General features: G+C 47.2%; 17 protein-coding genes. 11 read left to right on the forward strand and 6 right to left on the reverse strand.

Annotation, left to right across the window (positions count from 1 at the left end; genetic code table 11):
* Positions 1-55: 55 nt before the first annotated feature.
* Positions 56-1,303 (reverse strand): CinA family nicotinamide mononucleotide deamidase-related protein, encoded by a 1,248-nt coding sequence (locus B5D35_RS03860; protein ID WP_244556499.1) that lies wholly within the window; start codon positions 1,301-1,303, stop codon positions 56-58.
* Positions 1,304-1,536: 233 nt separating this feature from the next.
* On the opposite strand from B5D35_RS03860, the gene B5D35_RS03865 reads away from it, so the two are divergent.
* A complete protein-coding gene (locus B5D35_RS03865; protein ID WP_078751281.1) occupies positions 1,537-2,721 on the forward strand; it encodes an aromatic amino acid transport family protein in 1,185 nt (394 codons plus the stop codon).
* 154 nt (positions 2,722-2,875) lie between these two features.
* A complete protein-coding gene (locus B5D35_RS03870) occupies positions 2,876-3,763 on the forward strand; it encodes a DUF3943 domain-containing protein (protein ID WP_078751282.1) in 888 nt (295 codons plus the stop codon).
* A gap of 84 nt (positions 3,764-3,847) precedes the next feature.
* On the opposite strand, the gene B5D35_RS03875 is transcribed toward B5D35_RS03870, so the two are convergent.
* From B5D35_RS03875 to cysB, 3 genes are all read right to left on the reverse strand, one after another.
* Entirely contained in the window at positions 3,848-4,570 is a 723-nt protein-coding gene (locus tag B5D35_RS03875) for a sulfite exporter TauE/SafE family protein (RefSeq protein ID WP_078751283.1), read from the reverse strand.
* Positions 4,571-5,773, reverse strand: a complete 1,203-nt coding sequence (locus B5D35_RS03880; RefSeq protein ID WP_078751284.1) for a methyltransferase — start codon at positions 5,771-5,773, stop codon at positions 4,571-4,573.
* 138 nt (positions 5,774-5,911) lie between these two features.
* Positions 5,912-6,862 carry an HTH-type transcriptional regulator CysB gene (cysB, locus tag B5D35_RS03885; RefSeq protein ID WP_244556502.1) on the reverse strand — a complete coding sequence of 317 codons (951 nt, stop codon included), beginning with the start codon at positions 6,860-6,862 and terminating at the stop codon, positions 5,912-5,914.
* A 353-nt stretch (positions 6,863-7,215) separates the two neighbouring features.
* Between cysB and B5D35_RS03890 the strand changes: the two genes are divergently transcribed.
* The 7 genes from B5D35_RS03890 (at position 7,216) to B5D35_RS03915 (ending at position 14,318) form a co-directional block, all read left to right on the forward strand.
* Entirely contained in the window at positions 7,216-7,971 is a 756-nt protein-coding gene (locus tag B5D35_RS03890; RefSeq protein WP_078751285.1) for a DNA repair protein, read from the forward strand.
* A gap of 308 nt (positions 7,972-8,279) precedes the next feature.
* Positions 8,280-10,253 (forward strand): methyl-accepting chemotaxis protein, encoded by a 1,974-nt coding sequence (locus B5D35_RS03895; RefSeq protein WP_078751286.1) that lies wholly within the window; start codon positions 8,280-8,282, stop codon positions 10,251-10,253.
* A 10-nt stretch (positions 10,254-10,263) separates the two neighbouring features.
* Positions 10,264-11,211, forward strand: coding sequence for an ABC transporter substrate-binding protein (locus B5D35_RS03900; protein WP_244556500.1), 948 nt, complete (start codon positions 10,264-10,266; stop codon positions 11,209-11,211).
* A 5-nt stretch (positions 11,212-11,216) separates the two neighbouring features.
* Positions 11,217-11,525, forward strand: coding sequence for a hypothetical protein (locus B5D35_RS24755; protein ID WP_244556501.1), 309 nt, complete (start codon positions 11,217-11,219; stop codon positions 11,523-11,525).
* 327 nt (positions 11,526-11,852) lie between these two features.
* Complete coding sequence (locus B5D35_RS03905; RefSeq protein ID WP_078751287.1) at positions 11,853-12,677, forward strand: DUF3100 domain-containing protein; 825 nt, start codon at positions 11,853-11,855, stop codon at positions 12,675-12,677.
* A gap of 3 nt (positions 12,678-12,680) precedes the next feature.
* A complete protein-coding gene (locus tag B5D35_RS03910) occupies positions 12,681-13,130 on the forward strand; it encodes a hypothetical protein (protein ID WP_078751288.1) in 450 nt (149 codons plus the stop codon).
* Positions 13,131-14,318 carry a M20 metallopeptidase family protein gene (locus tag B5D35_RS03915; protein WP_078751289.1) on the forward strand — a complete coding sequence of 396 codons (1,188 nt, stop codon included), beginning with the start codon at positions 13,131-13,133 and terminating at the stop codon, positions 14,316-14,318.
* A gap of 78 nt (positions 14,319-14,396) precedes the next feature.
* On the opposite strand, the gene adiA is transcribed toward B5D35_RS03915, so the two are convergent.
* Complete coding sequence (adiA, locus tag B5D35_RS03920; protein ID WP_078751290.1) at positions 14,397-16,691, reverse strand: arginine decarboxylase; 2,295 nt, start codon at positions 16,689-16,691, stop codon at positions 14,397-14,399.
* A gap of 374 nt (positions 16,692-17,065) precedes the next feature.
* On the opposite strand from adiA, the gene potE reads away from it, so the two are divergent.
* Positions 17,066-18,385, forward strand: a complete 1,320-nt coding sequence (gene potE, locus B5D35_RS03925) for a putrescine-ornithine antiporter (RefSeq protein ID WP_078751291.1) — start codon at positions 17,066-17,068, stop codon at positions 18,383-18,385.
* Positions 18,386-18,394: 9 nt separating this feature from the next.
* Positions 18,395-18,769: a hypothetical protein gene (locus B5D35_RS03930; protein ID WP_078751292.1), complete on the forward strand. Its 375-nt coding sequence runs from the start codon at positions 18,395-18,397 to the stop codon at positions 18,767-18,769.
* 56 nt (positions 18,770-18,825) lie between these two features.
* On the opposite strand, the gene B5D35_RS03935 is transcribed toward B5D35_RS03930, so the two are convergent.
* Positions 18,826-19,800 (reverse strand): LysR substrate-binding domain-containing protein, encoded by a 975-nt coding sequence (locus B5D35_RS03935; RefSeq protein ID WP_078751293.1) that lies wholly within the window; start codon positions 19,798-19,800, stop codon positions 18,826-18,828.
* Positions 19,801-19,848 lie beyond the last annotated feature (48 nt).

Genomic DNA, 19,848 nt, shown 5'->3' on the forward strand with positions numbered 1-19,848 from the left:
CAGGAAGTTCCTGATTGTTGCTAGACAACAAAGCCTGACTTTCGTCAGGCTTTGTTTATTTATGGATATCGACAGGGATATGTAACGACTCCAAAGTTGCCAGCGCACTGATTTCAGGGAACATATCTTTATCCAGCAAATATCGTCGCAGCATATCCAGCATCATGGTGGAAGCATAGCAACGAAAATCCTCATGTTCGAGCGAGCGACGCGCTTTAACAATGACACCCCAATCCCCGAGTGACGTTGAAAGCCCTAACGCCACACGACCCGCTTCAACATTTCCACTCGCCAGTCCAATATCAACGCCCGCGTTTTCTCGTGCTGCAGTTGCCATCGCAAGGACGGCCGCCAAGGGGTTATAATCACTCTCCGCAGCTAAGGATGACTCACTGAGCACCCACCCTTGGACCAGTGCGTTTTGGGTGTCAATATTTTGATTAAACCAATTCGTCAAATACCCGCCCGTGAATTTTTCCGCCACCGCCACTCTAAACCGCATGTCACTGAGCACGTTGCCGACAGTATCTAACAATGGCTCTCCATCCCCAACCAGGTTGTCACCAATCGCAAGCTTAATCGCTTCTGTCACTAATGAGATTTCGGAGTGCTGCCTCGGAGAAAATACCTTCACTTCAATGAATGGCAACGCCGAGCGATAACCCAATTCAAATCCTTCGGGTAGTTCAACAGATTCAAACCGGTCGTTAAGCAATGACTCTCCGAGACCAAACGTGTATAGACGCTGGATTTCACGTCGGTAGGTATTGGGGTAAAGGGCTTGTAGCGTTGGCAAAATTTCGTTGTCGAACATTTGCTTAAATTCACTGGGGACACCCGGCGTAAAAAACATCTGGCAGCCATTTAGCTCGGCCTTGAATCCGCACGCAGTGCCTACAGGATTATCAATCAGTTCAGCCCCCTCTGGCAGCATCGCTTGTTTGATGTTGCTCTTGGCCATGGTTCGACCGTTTTTCTCAAAACGCTCTTTCAATACCGTCAGCCAATGGGGATTCAACTCAAGATCAACATCCATGGCCATCGCCATCGCTTCAGTGGTGAGATCATCCGTCGTCGGTCCCAAACCACCATTCACAATCACGACGTCAGAAACCTGGCTACAACGTACCAGTTCAATCGCAAGATCATCAATTGCATCTCCGACAGTGACACGACGGTGAAGGGAAAATCCCTCCTCGAAACATCGACGCGAGAGCCAAGCAGCATTGGTATCGGTAATATCACCGTGTAACACCTCTTCTCCCGTACTCAACATGGCAACGCGAAGTTTGCTCTGCTCCACCGATATCTCCTTGTATGCATTGAAGTTAGACCATTATGCCCAGACACTCGGCAACACCGCAACCCAGAATAACCGTACAAAATTAATTACACACAGCGTTTTCCTTTTGTTACACTCAGCGCCTCTGAAATCTGGATTGGTCTGATAATCCATGGAATATTCACTAAATACAGTGTAATTCTTCACCACTCAACTTAAGTGTAAAGAATATAATACAGCATCAAGTAGGAACCATGAGCAGTAAAACAGTAGGAAGTATATTGATAATCGCCGGCACAACCGTCGGCGCAGGTATGTTGGCGTTGCCTCTTGCATCCGCAGGGCTCGGCTTCACAACGTCAACGCTCATTATGATCGCGATGTGGATGCTGATGAGCTATACCGCCCTACTCATGCTGGAAGTCCATCAACACGCGCCAGCAGGGGCAACGCTAAACACATTATCGAAACAGTTCCTGGGGAGAAAAGGCCAATATTTGGCCACGTTCGCCACACTATTTCTTCTTTACGCGTTATGCGCTGCATACATTGCTGGCGGCGGTGGGCAATTCAACACCAAGCTATCAACACTGGCACAATTTGACCTTCCACCAGCAGCGGGAACGGTGTTGTTCACCTTATTGGTTGCCGGCGCAATCATGCTTGGCACGCAAAAAGTCGATTTTATTAACCGCGGCCTTTTCGCCCTCAAAATCATCATGCTTACGCTCTCGTTGGGATTGCTTACCCCACACGTATCAATGAGCAACCTTGTCTTGCTACCGATAGAACAAGGCTTGCTGGTGGCAGCAATCCCTGTGATGTTTACCTCTTTTGGTTTTCACGGCAGCATCCCCTCGGTTGTGGCTTACACTGGCTTAAACATTCGTTCTTTGCGCACTATCATGCTTTGCGGTTCCGCATTACCACTATTGATCTACATGTTCTGGCAAGCAGCGAGCTTCGGTGCGTTAGGTCAGACCTCGCTATCGCAAAGTGGCGATCTACAGGGGTTTTTCCATGCGATCAGCAATGTTGTCATGTCCCCACGCGTTACATCGGCCATTTCTTGGTTTGCGGATCTCGCACTGGCAACGTCTTTTCTAGGCGTCAGTCTCGGCCTGTTTGACTTTATTTCAGACACGTTAAAACGAGACAATACCGTCAAAGGTCGAATGCAAACTGGCGCTATTACATTCCTCCCGCCCCTTCTTATCGCGCTCTTTTACCCTGATGGATTTATCAAGGCATTAGGCTATGCCGCGATTGCGCTGGTTTTGCTTGCAGTCATTCTTCCTGTACTGATGGCAAAAAAAGTACGGTATACGGGATTAAACAAAGATAAGTACCAAGTTTTTGGTGGAAATATCGCCCTTTCAATTGCTATGATTAGCGGCCTAATTGTCATTGCCTCACAATTAGTAAATGGTATCAATTAAGAGACGATACTGTGCCGGTGTCTTTAACAAGGATGTTACGCATAACACCGACAAAACAATCACATTTGTGAATATAAATTAATTAGCTGCCGAACCTGGCTTCAGAGCATTTCTGACGTGTCGGGTTTGGCTTTTGTTTGTGTGGAGATCCTGCGTGCGCTATCGCTCGACTTTGGCAGCGGCAAGTTTGCTGTGTGCCCAATCTGCTTTTGCTTTTGATGCTTCAACCTTGAGTTTTGAACAGCAAGCATACGACTATTCAAATACTTATGGATTCGCACCAACGGCACTGAGCGATAACTCAGCCGTTGAGACGGACAACGGAATGCGCTTCAATGACGCACCCAAGCACCGTTTGCCAAAATACCTAAGCACTGCCCCTGAAAAAGACTGGGATTACCTGATGGGTCAGACTTACACCATTTTAGGTTTAAGTGTGGCAACTGTCGGTATGATGACGTTTCTTCCAGAAAGCATAACCAACTGGACCGCAGAAGATCGCGACTTCAGTAACCTTACTAGCAAGTGGTGGGATAACGTTTCAGAAGGCCCTGTATGGGACAAAGATGATCACTTCCTGAACTATGTGATGCACCCTTATTTTGGTGGTGTTTACTATACCGCTGCGCGTCACTCTGGTTTCAATGAATTTGAATCCTTCGTTTACTCATTCACAATGTCTACATTCTTCTGGGAATACGGCGTTGAATCCTTCGCTGAAGTGCCGTCTATTCAAGATATCATCGTCACTCCACTTTTTGGCGCAGCAGTCGGTGAATGGATGTATTTGACAGAACAAAGTATTGTTAGCAACGGCGGTGAAGTACTGGGTTCTGAAACACTCGGTGGCGTTAGCCTGTTTGTCTTGAACCCTGTGGGTCATATCCATCACTGGATCACAGACTTTTGGCAAGGTGATACTGACGTTAAAATGAACTACAACCCGTGGTTTGATAATAAAGAAGCCATGCAATATGCGATGGACTCGGGCGCAGAATATGATGCGCAGTTTATCGGCATGCAGGTTAGCCTGAAGTTCTAATTTCTTCTGCACATGAAAACCAGACACTAAAACGCCAGCTTTTGCTGGCGTTTTTTATATCAAAATATCATCAAACGAGTGGCATCAGGAAAGCCCCTGAATAAATGTGCTCGCGCCAGCAAACGTACAAAGTGCCAACAGACCAAACCTAACCCATTCCGCACGAACATAAGGGGCAATCTTGTAAGCAATCGCAGAGGCAAGTAACACAAACGGTAAAGACATCAAACTGACTTTTACATGCCAGAGCGTAAAATAGCCCGCCATGGCAAGCGCAATGAGAGAAATGAAACAGCTGAATATAAAATAGCCCGAAAGGTTTGCTCGTAATTTAACGACATCCATTTTATGCAGAACCAACGCCATTGGCGGACCACCAATACTCGTTGTTGTTCCCATCACTGCCGCTGCAAAACCCGCCAAAAACATGCTTTTGTTATTTGGCTCTACCGAAAACTTAAACAAGCTCGCGACAACGGCGAACATTACCGCTACGCCCATCATTATTTGCATGGCAGACAAAGAAAGGTAAGCCAGCATTACACCTGCCACCAAGGTTCCCGGAATCCTACCAACAAACGCCCAACCTAGCCCTCGAAGCGACAATTGCGAACGGTACTGCCAGGTATTTACCGACGACAGGTACAAGGTAACCAAGGTTACTGCGGTGGGCACCAACATGGGGTCAATCATCATGAGAATGGGGGCTGATACAATGGCAAGTCCGAAGCCAATAAGACTTTGTACAAAGGCACCCACCGACAGTGCTAGCGCAATAAGAACGAGCTGGTCAACACTCAGGTCCATTTAGCCTTTCCTTATGGCATGAATAAACAGATTGCGTGGCGTAAGTTCCCTTTTGCAGAACGTGGTGACGTCGACATCAAAACCGTTTTCTTGCAGATAAATCGCCCTATCTAGCACAAGCCAAATTTCTAGCGGACGCCGGAACAATGTACGAACGGTTTCCATTTTTTCTACGTGGTGAAACCGCACTTCCCCAACCTGTTGATAGTGTTCAAAATCAGTCCCTGCGGGAAGAGTAATATTTTTCTGCTCGGCAGCCCAATGACAAAATGCCGAAAAGCCTTCATTTAACAATGATTTTTGTACGTTAGGTACAGGAAGATAGCAATCAACCTTGTTCAACGTTCGCTGCAATGCATCAAAGCCTAACCGGAAACTCACTTCAATAAAGCGTTTGTTCTTTACCGTCTGTCCTGCCGTCACCGTTTCTTGTAATGGTAATTTCAAGTCATGGCGAGAAAGCGTCAACGAAGAGTTTTGTGCATAGCGAGAAAGTGGTTGATATGCCGAATGTTGGATCAGGTGGTAGCAACAAGGCGATACCGTGACACTTTCCACTGCTGTATTTACGGCATGGCGTAATAGCGTCACATGTAGGTCACCACAAGCATGAAGCGCAACAGCATGATCGCATTCATCCAATAACACTCTATTATCTAGTGAAAACGCATCCCCTTGAACAAAGCGCATCGCCAAGTTGTGTTTATCCGCATAGGCCTGACCATCCTCACAGAGTGCCTTCTGCCACTCTAAGCTGGTCACACTTGCATCCCGAGAAACCGCTAACATACGCCCCAAATAGCCTTTCCCCGCACACCATTCAAGCCACCGGCCCTGCTTTATCGGGGGTAATGACTGATTGAATGCCTGAATTTGAGACCATTTGCGTCCAGGAATGCCCGTCGCCCAGACGCCATCACATAGAAGGTGCGAGGTTGTGTGTTCAGGTACCACGCTGGCTTCATGTAATTGGGAGCACTCTGGTAACCATGCACTGACTGCGTCTATCAGCAATTGCGGGCTTTCTTTGAATGTTTGAAGTGACGAAAGGCTTTGCGCGTCCAACCACCGGCAAAGTTCAGGGTGAGTGTCTCGCCAAGGCAGATCCAAACAGTCAAATGGCACGCCCTGCCAAAGGTCAACATGACGAGACAGAATGTCGTCAAGCATCAAAAACTGAGGAATAAAGGGGGACGTAACCATAGAAAAGACGCACTCCAAGCTGAAAGCCATTTGATTGAAACGCGCGGAGTATACCCCCAAACCGTTGCAAGGTGCAGCGGTTCAGGGTCTATCGACGATAAGAGCGTAAGCGTGTGTGCTAAATCTATCGGAACTCAGCTAGCGAACAGGCAAATCCATTGTGGCAAACAGCCTATCCACTTCATTCGAATCTTTACATTGCATGGCTTTATCTATCACGTCACGTGTCAGGTGTGGTGCAAAACTCTCAATGAAGTCATACATATAATTCCGTAAGACAGTGCCTTTACGGAACCCAATTCGGGTAGTGCTGGCATCAAAAATATGGCTGGCATCAATCGCCACCAGATCATCATCGAGTTTTGCATCGTAAGCCATTGTCGCCATGACCCCGATCCCGACGCCCAGACGCACATACGTTTTGATCACGTCGGCATCAGTCGCAGTGAAAACAATATTTGGACGCAGTTTCGCACGGTTAAATGCAGAATCTAAACTTGAGCGGCCAGTGAAGCCGAAGACGTAGGTGACCAACGGATAGCGTGCGATATCTTGAATAGTGAGCTTAGGAACTCTTGTTAGTGGATGGCCTTTTTTGACAATCAAAGAGCGCGTCCAGTGATAACACGGCAACATCACTAAATCTTCATACAGATGCGATGCTTCTGTTGCGATCGCAAACTCTGACGCTCCCTTCAACACAAAACTGGCAATTTGGCTCGGCGCGCCTTGGTGCATGTGTAAAGACACCTTAGGGTACCGCTGTACAAAGCGCGAAATAACATCAGGCAAAGCGTAACGCGCCTGCGTATGCGTTGTCGCAATGTTCAACTGACCGTATTCAGGGTTGGTGTACTCCTGCGCTACGGACTTAATACTGTCTACGCGCGAAAGAATATCTCTGGCAATATCGACGATTTGTTCACCCGCAGGGGTTAACTTCGTCAAATGTTTACCACTTCGCCCGAAGACCTGCACACCAAGCTCATCTTCTAGCGCACGGATTTGCTTACTGATGCCAGGTTGTGAGGTAAAAAGACTTTCCGCGGTAGAAGAAACATTCAGGTCATGATTCACGACTTCCACGATGTATTTTAATTATTGAAGTTTCATACAGTTATCAGTAGCAAGTGGAGAGGTACAGGTGATATATAGCGTTTATCTCGGGCTTTGAGTAGCGGTATTTACCATATCCGCAAGCTATCGCGCAAAAAAAGCGCATTTGTGGCAAAGCACCAATAAATAGCTCCCCTTACGTCATACTAAACAGAATAAATTCTTGTGCAATAAACGTGCGTTCAAACGCAGTAAGCTTGAGAAAAGCGTTACGTTGCCTCAGATTTTAGCTAAGATCGAAAATAGTAATAACAAACTATAACCATACTTGCAGATCGTGTATCTTAGTCTGCCTAAGTTGAAACAGGGAACATCGACGCTCGCTTATGAATATCGCCTTGATTGTGGGCTTATCCGTTATCTTGCTCGGCCTTATTGTTGGTTACAACATCATGGCTCAGCAACGTCAACGTGTAGAGTCAACTAAGCGCCAGGAAATGGCTAAATATATCGCCGTTATTGATGCCACGGAAGAGCTGATCGGTAACGCTCACAACTTGCCATACAGTGGCACACTGCTAGTTTGCTTGAACCAAAAAATTCTCGATGCATTGAAAACAATGTATGAGATTGATAAGTCTGACCGTTCCTTGCCACAACGCATTAATGATGTACAAGGCCAAGTGAACCAAATCAAACAGGCATATCAAAACAAAGAATCCACTTCTTTTCGTGTGCCAGACAGCGATCGCGAAGCGATCTCTATGCTCAAACTGGTCAAACGTCTCCGTGCTGTTATCAAAGCAGAACACACGAAAGGACGTATGCAGACCCAAGCATTTGTGGCCGAGAACGCACGTTTAGAACAAATGCAGCTTAAAATAAATATTGAAAACGTGGTTAAGCGCGTTAACGATGCCAAGATTAAAGGGCAAATGGGTACGGCGCAGCAGTTGCTTAAAAAAGCGCTGGCCATTGTGAGCGCTAAAAGCGATGCATACTGCCAGTCTGCCAAAGAAAACCTCTCAGCAATGTTAGATGACGTGAACACGTCACTCGATCAGGGTGCTGAAGCTGCCAAACCGAAGAATGACGAGAACAAAGAGCTCGATGAACTTTTTGCACCAAAGAAAAAGTGGTAAGAGCAGACCTCATTTATTAAAGGCCCGTCCGGGCCTTTTTTGTTGCCTATTTTTCTGCCACTTCAACCATCAACTCTCTCCGAATTATTGACACTCCTTCCAATTTAATTTTTGCCGCGAATTAAATTGTGCTTGATGTAACAATTTTTTATTAAAGAATGTCACATTGAGTGCCGATAACATCGATTGATGTCAAAATTCTTGGCTTATTTCCCTATTGGCTCTCCGACTTATTTTTAGTCATGAATTTTTGAAGCCGAACAGACCTTTTTAGTCTCCTCCAAGACTGCCGTAAGAGTGAGAGAACAATGAAGTTGTCCGTCGTACAAAGAACCATCGCTGGTTTTGCATTAGTCTTCGTACTAATGGCTCTACTCAGCAGTGTCAGCCTGTTCAATGCGAAAACATTACAAAGTAAAGTTGAACAAATCACTGACCAATCTACCCCGATGGTTGTCGCATCCGGTAATCTAATCACCCAATTGATGCGCACCAACTTACTGGTGAATACCTTCCATCGTGACATTGAAAAGCTGAATGTGATTGACGATCACTTTGACGATCAAAAGCAACGTTTTTTTCAAACATTAAACCAAGCAGAAAGAAATGCAGTTCTTGATGAAGAACGTCAACAGCTTCGCGCTATCTACCAAACGTCTTCAACTTACTATGGGCAAGCCGCAGAGCTGATTGATATGCAGCAACGCTCTCTCGAATTGGTTGAGCAACAACAAGCCTTAGACCTTAAATTTCTTCGCCTCGAAGATACCTACCAGTGGGCGGCTAACCTCTTACTTCAGAAAGCATCGGTAAAGCGTTCTCTACACAATCGTGCGGAGCTGATAACCAGTGGTATCGCCCGTGACTTGAAACTGCTTCGTCGCGCAAATCAAGACACTGACTTAGCCAAGCTACGTGCGGTATTGTCCAAAGACATCGAAATTGCGTTCAAACGCCTTGCGCTCATTTCGGTAGAAGACGATGTAAAAGCACGCTATTCGCGCAACCTGAAGAAAGTTGAATCATTGACGCTGGGTGACGGCGGTTTGCTTGACGTACTGACACAGCAGCAACGTATCAATCAGTCACTGCAACGTGAGAACCGGGAAACCAGCGAACAAATGGATCGCATCCAAGAGCAGCTTCAAGGATTTGCTGATTACGCGCAGCATCTTGCTCAAACGAGTCGTTCAGCAGCTGAAACGGCAGTTAGTGAAGCGTTCTTGTATGTCATCGTGATGACCTCATTTGCTGCGGCAATCAGTATTTGGGTCGGCTTTACGACAACGCGAAGCATCCAAAAACCGTTGGCGCTTATCAATACCGTACTCGACAAGATGACGGCGGGTGACATGCGTACTCGCACAAATTACAACACCAATGATGAGTTTGGTGAACTAAGCCGCTCTATCGACATGCTTGCCAGCACCATGTCTCAAACCCTGGCGAAATTCGGTGATGGCGCACAACACCTTCTCGATGAAGCAGGTAGAGCAGCTGCCGTCAGCGACAGTGCCATGTCGCGTGTCGAAGATCAGAAATCACGCACAGACCAAGTCGCCGCCGCTATTTCAGAAATGGAAGTGAGTGCGAAGGAAATTTCTCGTTCAACCGAAATGACCGTGGCAGAAGTGGAAAGCACAAACCAAGCGGCGAACAGCGGACGTTCTCAGGTTTCTCGTAGTCGTCAGTTGACCGAGCAACTGTCAGGAAACATTGAAGAAGCGGTATCAAACACTCAGCAATTGAACCAATATTCTTCAAATATCGGCTCAATTCTTCATGTTATTCAAGAGATTGCTGAACAAACTAACCTATTAGCGTTGAATGCAGCCATTGAAGCGGCACGTGCTGGTGCACACGGCCGTGGTTTCGCGGTTGTTGCAGATGAAGTGCGTGCACTGGCGACGCGCACGCAAAAGTCGACGGAAGAAATCCAGCAAATGATCAACAATCTGCAAGGCAATGCGTCCCGCATGGCGGATACCATGAGCGCAAGCCAAAAGCAGATGGAAGACTGTCTAAATCAAACCCGCATGACAGACCAAACCTTGCAAGACATCGTATCCCGAATGGAGGCGATTCAAGACATGGCTGTTCATGTCGCGCAAGCAACGGAAGAGCAAATTAAAGTCAGCCACGAAGTTGCTGAACATATCAACGGTATCGCGCATGTCGCTTATGAAGCAGAGAAAGATGCACGGGAGTCAGCGTCAAGCAGTGATGCTTTAGCAACATTGGCTCAAGAGCAACAAAACCTGATTTCTAACTTCCGCGTGTAAGGATCTGAACATGAAAAATACTTTCCTCCTGCCGTTGGCAGCGGTGACGTTGGCCGTGTCTTCTTTTGTCAATGCGCAAAGCACGCTGGTTATTGATTCTTGGCGCAGTGACGACAAAGTGTGGAATGAAAAAATCATTCCCGCTTTTAATAAGCACTACCCTGATATCAAGGTGGAATATCGCTCACCACCGGACATGGACGCGTCCAAATGGAATGACGATATGGAAAAACGCTTCGCCGAAGGTACTGCGGGTGACTTGATCGCCTGTCGCCCTTTTGATGGCGCTCTGGGTCTTTTCCAGCGCGGACTTTTAAAAGAAGTGACCGAAATGGAAGGCATGGAAAACTTCCCAAGTTTTGCGCAAGCACCGTGGCAAACCGATTCAGGCGCACAGACATTCTGTTTGCCGATGGCGTCAGTGATCCATGGTTTTTTCTATAACAAAGATATTTTCAAAGAAATCGGCGTTAACGAACCGGTCACCAAGGCAGATTTCTACTGGGTATTGGAAAAAGCCAAACGTCAGGGGTATGTACCGCTGGCAATGGGCACGAAAGACAAATGGGAGTCCGCTACCATGGGCTTCCAAAACATTGGTCCGACATACTGGAAAGGGGAAGATGGCCGAGAAGCCCTTGTAAAAGGCTCAGAACGCATCGACAGCGAACCGTACTACCAAACATTCAGCGAGCTGAAAAAGTGGGCAAGCTATATGGGCGAGGACTTTGACCAGCGCAGTTATGCCGACGCAGGTTCGTTGTTTACCGAAGGTAAAGCTGCAGTCTATCCTGCCGGCTCTTGGGATATCATGACCTTCAAAGGTAATGTAAATATGGGCGTATTCCCCCCCCTGTCGAAAAGAAAGGTGATGCCTGCTATTTCACCGATCACACCGACTTGGGCATGGGTATCTACTCACATACCAAAAACTCAGAAGCAGCCGATTTGTTCTTGAAATGGATGACTACTGCCGAATTTGCCGAGTTGCTGACAAATGAAATCTCAGGCTTCTTTTCGCTGTCCAACCATTTCTTTGATATTAACGATCCGATTGCTCAGGAAATGATGTCTTGGCGCGATACATGCGATTCAACCATTCGCAATACTGCACAAGTACTTTCTCGCGGAGAACCGAATCTAGAGTTGGAAGTGTGGGAAACCAGCGTAGGCGTAATGTCTGGTCAACTCACACCGATGCAAGCGGCAGCCCAGCTACAAAAAGGGTTGGAAAGTTGGTATCAGCCTCAGAGAGAGTTTGAACAATGCTAGCGCTATGATGCTGCAATGCCCACCCGTTAAATAGCTTTCAGGCTTTACAACAACCCGGCCACCGTGCCGGGTTTATTTTCAACCTTAACACCGTTGTTAAATGAGATAATCCCGTCGGTTACACTTGTTACTTTTCACGCCCTTTCAGCAACACAGTTCACACGTGCTTCGCGACTTTTTTACCGCCCAATAACCCTTAATTCCATATGGGAATATCATATTTAGTTTTCATCTAGATACCGGATGCAACAATTGATCTCATTCACGTTTCGCTTTTCAACTCTCCCTATAATCGCCCTGGATTCCACATTTACTTGATGAATAAGTATGACTAACGTAGAGAACAAAGGCGGACAAGCGCGTATCGTGATGACGAGTGTTATCGCAGTATCAGCGCTGATTTTCGTTTCACAATTTATTATTGGCACCCAAAAAATCGACTTGGGCTTTGCCACCATTTCCATCCTTCCAATGCTGTTCGCAGTAATGTTCGGCATGGTTCTTTCTGTTAACTGGACCAAAAACAAAGTTAAAGCATGGGGCAAAATCTTCACTGAGAAAGAAGAAGGCTTCTGCGGAAAAATGGTCGGCTACTGCCTTTTGGTTCTCGGTACCCAATACGCGGGCATGATCATTCCTAACCTAGAAATGATTATCGACGCGGGCGTTCCATTGCTGCTTCAAGAGCTGGGTAACCTTCTTCCTATCCTTGTTGCTGTTCCTTTGGCAGTGAAGTTTGGATTCGGCCGCAAGACGATTGGCGCATGTTCTTCTATCAGCCGTGAGCCTTCAATCGCAGTTATTCAAGGCAAATTTGGCACAGGCAGCCCTGAGTACGTTGGCGTACTGGCTATCTACCTGTGTGGTTCTGTCGTTGGTACCCTTTGGTTCTCCGTTCTTGGCAGTATCGCACCGCTAACCGGTCTTCACCCTTTGGCACTGGCCGCAGGTTCTGGTGTAGGTTCCGGCTCGATGCTAAGCGCAGCATCAGGCGCACTGGTATCAGGTCTGGATCCTGAGATGGCAAAGCAAGTTCTGAGTATTGCTGCTGCATCTAACCTGCTGTCTTCTGTACTGGGCGCTCTGTCGCTGACCTTCTTGGGTCTGCCACTGGCTGAATTCATCTACAAAATCTGTAACAAAGGTAAATAAGCCATGAAAGCCATTTTTAACGACATGAAGCTAGTGTCGCTTGCGATTGTACTGGCCGGTTTTACCCAATTCCTGACAAACGGTACAGCACCACTAGAGATGGTAAACAGCTTTATCGCAATGTCAGTGATCGTTTTCCTGTCACTGGTAGCTAAGAAGTTCATTCCTTCTTCTTTGCCTACATTCGCGTACGCAACCATCATCGGTATTTTGATCTGCCTGCCTGACACGCCAATTCGCGCTTACTTCCTGGAATCTGTGGGTAAAATCCAGTTCCTGTCAGTGTGTGTCCCTCTGTTGGCATTCGCAGGTCTGTCTGTCGGCGGCCAGATGGAAGAACTGAAGAAGATGTCTTGGAAAGTGATCGTAATCTTCCTGATTGTTGCAACCAGCTGTTTCTTTGGCGCATCAATCGTTGCCCAAATCGGTTTCCAAATGAAAGGGATTATCTAAATGTCTGCGAAGTACGGCAATTTTAACCTAGACAGTAAACTGCTGGGTCTGCACGCGTTCAGCATCAAGACTCGTCGCGATCTACACCAGATCCCTGAAGTATCTGGCGAAGAGTTCAAAACCTCTGCGTATTGTCAGACGCTGATGACCGAAATGGGTTACTCGCTGACTACCTACGAAGGTTTCACTGGCTTTATCGCAGATTTGACCGTGAACCCAGAGTGGAACCGTGTCGCTTTCCGTGCTGATATGGATGCACTGGAAATGCAAGACATGACAGAGAACGATTACCGTTCTTCCCACGACGGTCGTTCACATAACTGTGGCCACGATACCCATATGGCTATCATTCTGACCACAGCAAAGTACCTGTCAGAAAACCAAGGCGAGCTTAAGCATAACGTTCGCTTTGTGTTCCAAATGGCAGAAGAAGACATGCGTATCCCTGGCGCAAGCAAAATGGTTGAGCTGGGTTGTATGGAAGGCGTTGCGGAAGTGTATGCACTGCACAATGATGCCGCGCTGGAATACGGCATGGTGAAAATCAACAACGGCATTATGTCTTCTTACGGTTCTGCGTGGACGCTGGATGTTCACGGCGTATCTGCGCACGGATCTACCCCTCAAAAAGGGATGGATGCGATTCGTGAAGCAAGCCGTATCATCATGGACATGGACTACATCGTTGCTAAGCGCACTAACCCATTCAGCCCTGCTGTATTCGGTTGCGGCATGTTCAACGGCGGTAGCATTCCAAACGCTGTGCCTGATTACGCACAAGCTCGCGGCACCATCCGTGCAATGGATGCGGAAACTGACCAAATCCTGAAAGACAGCTTCGGCACGTTTGTAAAAGAAAGTGAAATCCGTGGCTTCAAAACCACCATGGTGTGTGAAGGTTACCCTGCGGTAATTAACCACCCAGACGCTTACCAGCGCGTTATTGAGGCTGCACAAGCAACCGTTCCTGCTGACCGTCTGGACCCTCACGGTAAACCAATGACAGGCTCTGAAGATTTCAGCTTGATGGTGAATGCAGCAGAAAACCAGAAAGGCGCGATGTTCTTCCTGGGCAGTGGCAACGCTGAGGCGGGCATCTGTAACTACCTGCACTCAAGCCCTTACTACGTAGATGACGATTTCCTGCTTATCGGCGCGCAAATCTTCACGCGTATTGCTTGCTCGTAAAACAAGCGTCATTCCCCCTAAACATAAAAGGCCGGAGTATTCTCCGGCCTTTTCTTTTGCTTCGTCAATCAGTAATCATTACACGTTTTTCACACACATCACGTGATAGATGCCACCATGCAATTCCGTCCCTTCTGTCTCCTTCTCAAAGCCTGGGAATTCGTCATCCCACACTTCGAGGCTCTTGAGATATTTGATCTGCGGACTGCTTTCATCACCAAAGCTTTCACCGGACATAAGCATCGGAATACCCGGGGGGTACGGGATAACCGCGTTCGCGGCGACTCGCCCCACCAGCTGGTGAGATGGCACCATTTCTACGTTATCGGCAACAATTGCTTGGAACGCAGCGCGTGGCGTCATCACCGCGTCAGGCAGCATCTCATAAGCCGCATTCAATACTTCACCCGGATTATGTTTTTTAAGGTAAGCAAAGATTTTGTCACCCAGATCTTTAAGGCCCAAATTGCCATAAGCATCAGGGAAGTCAGCGACAAGATCAGGTAACGCGTCAACCAATGGCGTATTGTTATCGTAGTGGCGCTTAAAGGCCATTAGCGTATTTACCAAAGTTGCCCACTTACCTTTGGTGATACCCATGGAGAAGAGGAACATTACTTGGAAGTCAGTGGTACGGGTTGGCACAATACCAAAACGACCAAGGTACAAGGTTACCAGTGCGGCTGGAACACCTGTATCGAGTAGATGACCATCATCCCCCATACCTGGTGCCAGAATACTGACCTTAATAGGGTCGAGCATACACCAGTCTGCGGGCATGTCTTCAAAGCCATGCCATTTATCACCAGGGTGCATCACCCATGCATCCTGACTTTCACAGAGCAGGTCTGCTGGCGCGTCTTCGAACGCATAAGACTGCCCGGTGGCGGGATCTTTCACTACTTCTGCATTCCACGGGGTGAAGAACCAATCACCCTTTTCCGTGTACTCGCGATTCAAACGTCCCATCGCCTGACGGAAATCAACGGCTTCACGGATCACTTCCAGCGTCAGTGAGTGACCGCGATTACCCGCCATCTGAGAAACCGCAATATCGTTCGAGGCACTGATCGCATAAAGCGGCGATGTTGTTGCATGCATCATGTACGCCTGATTAAAGCGCTCGTAGCTGATCGCGCCTTTCCCATTCCGGACATGAAGCCACGATGCTTGAGAAAGCGCATTCAGCAATTTGTGTGTGGAGTGAGTGGCAAATACTGTTGGACCATCAGGATCGTCTACTGGATCGCCGCGCATCGCAAAGTGGTTTTCATAGATAGGATTGAAACGCGCATAACCATACCAAGCTTCATCAAAGTGAATGCGATCACTGCTTTCGGCTAAGATATCCTGCGCTCGTTTTGCGTTATAGCAAAGACCATCATAGGTACAGTTAGTCAACACCGCGTAAACGGCACGCTGATCGGCATAGTCTTTGGTTAATGAATACTCTTTCGCTCGTTTATCAAGAACAGGTTTAGACAGTTGGTCTGGGTAGATGGGTCCGATGATGCCATACCGGTTACGGGTCGGAACCAAATAAATAGGGCGCGAGCCAGACAGCATCAATCCCTGCTCAATGGATTTGTGACAATTCCGATCACAGATAACGAGATCATTTTCATTCATACACGCAGACATTATGGTGCGGTTTGAGCCCGATGTACCTGTCACCAATGAATACGATTGATGCGCACCGAACACTTTAGCGGCATATCGCTCGCTTTCACCAAATGACCCAGTATGGTCGAGCAGTGAACCTAAACTGCCGCGCTCAATCCCCATATCGGTGCGGAAAATACCTTCACCGTAATAATTATAAAATCGCTGCCCCGCTGGCGTTTTCGTAAAGCCAACACCACCTTGGTGCCCTGGTGCCGCCCAAGAGTACTCGTGAATATCATCATATTTCATTAATGCAGACATCAGAGGCGGAAGTAACTGGTTGCGATAACGCGTCATTGCTGCAATCGCACGACCTGCGATGAAATCAGGCGTGTCTTCAAGGATCCAGGCGAACTCATCCACCTTTTCCATCATTTCTTTGGTAACGTGCAACGTGATTTTTTTTCGTTCTGCTAAAAGGAAAACGGGAACACCTTGCTGGCGGCGATTCAACTTGTCGATAAGCACGAAAAAGCGATCGTTCTCTTCGGCTTGCGAACCACTCATTGCCGACGTCAACATCAAGCAATCTAACGCCGTGTTAGTGAAAATCATGGAGTAACAGTCATCATAACTGTTCGCTACCATCACCCTCGCCCCGCCCTCTTCGAGTTCGGCAATCAATCTTTCAATCGCATTGCCAACCATGCCCTCTCTGTGGGCCTCTTCCAGAATCAGAACATTAAATTTCTTTCCATAGGTTTTCATAGCCTACCCCAGCACTGTACATGAAGAAGAGATTGCTCAAATGTTTGTTGAGACTCATTCACCATAGAAGAGAGCATAGCAACGCAAAGTCGCAAAAGAGCAACTATGAAAAAAAATCTGATTTTCCCAACTGGCGATAATCCAAGTGATCAGCACTCAGTTCTAAATGTCGCTTTTTATCTATCAGACTGTCTTGTAAACGAATCAAACCGCCCTCTCTTGAACATCTATTTTGAGTTCGACGGTGCGTGCATTTTGATGTAGCACGCAAAATGTCACCTTTTGGCGCAATACTTATATGCTCTTTAAAGACAGCGCATGGAAGAAACTCATTTCCGCATTTCAAATTAAGCCCAAGGCGGTGGAGAATAAACATGGCATCAGGAAATAAAATGGGATTGGTTGGCCTCACGACTATCGTGACGGTCAATATGATGGGGTCAGGCATCATCATGCTGCCTGCTAGTTTGGCTCAAACCGGGGCAATTTCGCTGCTCTCATGGATAGTTACCGCGATTGGTGCAATGTGTATCGCCTATGCATTTGCCAAGTGCGGGATGTACTGTAACAAAGACGGGGGGATGTCAGCGTACGCCAATGAGGCGCACGGAAAGTCCTCATTTTTTATTGCTTCCTACACTTACTATGTCTGTCTAGTGATCAGTGCGGTTGCGATCGCCGTATCCGCAGCAGGCTATTTAGTACCCTTTTTCCCTTGGATAAAAACCACCCCCATTCACACCTTTATCGCTGTTGTGGCAATACTCGTTGTCACCATGGTAGCCAATTTTTGGGGACCAAAAATCACGGGGCAAATATCAGCAATTACGGTGTGGGGTATCATCATTCCGGTTGTGGGTCTTTCTATCGCAGGTTGGTTCTGGTTTAAACCAGACGTGTTTGCAGAAGCGTGGAATCCTCACCAAGATACCAATATCACCGCGATTTCTTCTGGTATCGCACTCACGCTGTGGGCTTTCCTTGGGATTGAGTCTGCGGGGGCAAACTCGGGGGCCGTTGAAAACCCCGAAAAGAACGTTCCCTTGGCATGTATGCTCGCCACAAGCTTCACAGCCATCGTTTACATAGCATCGACGTCCGTGATTCAGGGGATCATCCCCAATGCTGAGCTTGCGAAATCAGATGCCCCTTTCGGCCTTGTATATACCTATATGTTTAACGAGACCGTGGGTAGCGTCATTACGGCGCTTGCGGTTATCGCTTGTATTGGTTCACTGCTGGGCTGGCAATTCACAAATGCACAAGTTTCTAAAGCAGCCGCAGACATCAAGCTGTTTCCGAAAGTCTTTGGCGAAGTCAACAAAGCCGATGCACCCATCAAAGGCATGCTGATCATGCTGGGGCTGGAATTGATACTTGCTATCATGACCATCTCGCCAAACTTGGTGAATCAATTTAACGTGCTGCTCAATCTTGCTGTGTTTATCAACATGGTGCCTTACATCTTGTCGCTCACGGGTCTAGAAGTCATTCTTCGCAAGAAGAAAGTCAGTAAAAAGGAATACCAGACAGGTGCTGTCATCGGTACGCTTGCGGTGGTTTACAGTATCTATGGTGTCTACGCCTGCGGTCAGTCAGCCGTATTCTACGGCGCAATCCTGACACTGTTTGGTTACATTTTCTATGGCTTCTTAGCTGCCCGAGACAACAGTGACAATGGCTCTATGGCCTAGGAGGGAACGATGCATTTTGCAGTTCTGAACCCCAAATCAGTCCGTCTTTGGACGCTGTTATGTCTGCCGCTGGTTTTAGGAGGGCTTAGCTTTTCACTCCATGCCGCAGAAGAAACGCAGGACACTGAAGTCGTAGAGATTGACGAATCAGATCCTATGACGGCAATCGAAATTATTATAGGGAAACGTATTCCTGATTCGGTTCTGGACGGTGAACGGCCACATCATGTTTATCGCCCAAAAACACCGATTTATCACCATCATCATCCGGAGAATGAAGCTGTCCCACCAGCAATCAGGAAACACTTGCTGGTTGATCATCCCGAGGTAAATAACAATCAAGGTAGGGTGATTCGCACGCCACCAGAAAACGACAACCAATGACGTCAATGAAAAACGCCAGCGATGTGCTGGCGTTTTAATTTATCGACAAAATACATTTAGTATACGGGTAGCTCTAACCCTTCAAACAGCGAGCCAACTTTCTCACTGCTATTCTGCATCAATACATTTTCCATCAAGGTTTTCGTCAAGTGTGGCGAAAAAGACATCAAGAAGTCATACATGTAATTTTGCAGAAGAATGTCTTTTGAGAAACAAATCCATGCGTTGGACGGCTCAAACAAGTGATCAAGGTTTATATAGGTCAGACCCGTGTTTTTAATGTCTTTCGCCGCAAGGGAAGACACTATGCCAATACCAAAGCCTAGCTGTACGTAACGTTTTATCACGTCAGCATCCATTACTGTCATGAAATAATTTGGCGAAATCCCTTCTCGCTCAAACGCTTCGTCTTGCGTACGCCGACCCGTAGCGCCCGGTTCGTAACTCAAAATGGGATATTCTGCTAACTGCCTCAGTGTAGGTTTTGATACCTCTGCCAGCGGGTGATCTTCAGGCACAACCAAACCAAGCGTCCATCGATAAGCAGGTAAGACAATCAGATCGTTATCTAAACCCACATCATGTGCAACAATCGAAAAATCAGAATGCCCTTTGCTGATCACCCCTTTTGTTTGGAGTGGCAAAGTAGGATGCAAATGAAAATTGATATTCGGGTATTTACGGGTGAAGTACGACACGCTGTTGGGCAGTAAATAGCGTGCGATGGTATGCGTGGTATAAATATTCAACGTGCCGACACTTGGGTCCAAATGCTCGCTCGCCAACGCTTTAATTTTCTGCTCCAGCGCCAGCATACGTTCGACTTGTTCGAGAATACGCTCACCAATCGGCGTGATCCCGCTCAGGTTCTTGCCTCGGCGTTCGAAGATACGAACACCCAGCTCTTTTTCAAGCAACCCAACTTGCTTGCTGACACCTGGTTGCGTTGTAAAAAGCGATTGTGAAGCAGCGGACACGTTCAGATTATTGTCCTTTATCGCTTTAAGATATTTGAGCTGTTGAAGTTTCAATCCCTTACCTCAAACTAAAATGGCAGCTATAGATCTTAAATTTATAAG

The sequence above is a fragment of the Enterovibrio nigricans DSM 22720 genome (genome assembly GCF_900167155.1).
In the GTDB taxonomy this organism is placed as follows: Bacteria; Pseudomonadota; Gammaproteobacteria; order Enterobacterales; family Vibrionaceae; genus Enterovibrio; species Enterovibrio nigricans.

Excerpts from the sequence above, each read along its gene's own strand:
- B5D35_RS03865 (WP_078751281.1), top strand. The coding sequence starts at position 1,537 with ATGAGCAGTAAAACAGTAGGAAGTATATTGATAATCGCCGGCACAACC.
- B5D35_RS03875 (WP_078751283.1), bottom strand. The coding sequence starts at position 4,570 with ATGGACCTGAGTGTTGACCAGCTCGTTCTTATTGCGCTAGCACTGTCG.
- B5D35_RS03880 (WP_078751284.1), bottom strand. The coding sequence starts at position 5,773 with ATGGTTACGTCCCCCTTTATTCCTCAGTTTTTGATGCTTGACGACATT.
- B5D35_RS03890 (WP_078751285.1), top strand. The coding sequence starts at position 7,216 with ATGAATATCGCCTTGATTGTGGGCTTATCCGTTATCTTGCTCGGCCTT.
- B5D35_RS03895 (WP_078751286.1), top strand. The coding sequence starts at position 8,280 with ATGAAGTTGTCCGTCGTACAAAGAACCATCGCTGGTTTTGCATTAGTC.
- B5D35_RS03900 (WP_244556500.1), top strand. The coding sequence starts at position 10,264 with ATGAAAAATACTTTCCTCCTGCCGTTGGCAGCGGTGACGTTGGCCGTG.
- B5D35_RS24755 (WP_244556501.1), top strand. The coding sequence starts at position 11,217 with ATGACTACTGCCGAATTTGCCGAGTTGCTGACAAATGAAATCTCAGGC.
- B5D35_RS03905 (WP_078751287.1), top strand. The coding sequence starts at position 11,853 with ATGACTAACGTAGAGAACAAAGGCGGACAAGCGCGTATCGTGATGACG.
- B5D35_RS03910 (WP_078751288.1), top strand. The coding sequence starts at position 12,681 with ATGAAAGCCATTTTTAACGACATGAAGCTAGTGTCGCTTGCGATTGTA.
- B5D35_RS03915 (WP_078751289.1), top strand. The coding sequence starts at position 13,131 with ATGTCTGCGAAGTACGGCAATTTTAACCTAGACAGTAAACTGCTGGGT.
- adiA (WP_078751290.1), bottom strand. The coding sequence starts at position 16,691 with ATGAAAACCTATGGAAAGAAATTTAATGTTCTGATTCTGGAAGAGGCC.
- potE (WP_078751291.1), top strand. The coding sequence starts at position 17,066 with ATGGCATCAGGAAATAAAATGGGATTGGTTGGCCTCACGACTATCGTG.
- B5D35_RS03930 (WP_078751292.1), top strand. The coding sequence starts at position 18,395 with ATGCATTTTGCAGTTCTGAACCCCAAATCAGTCCGTCTTTGGACGCTG.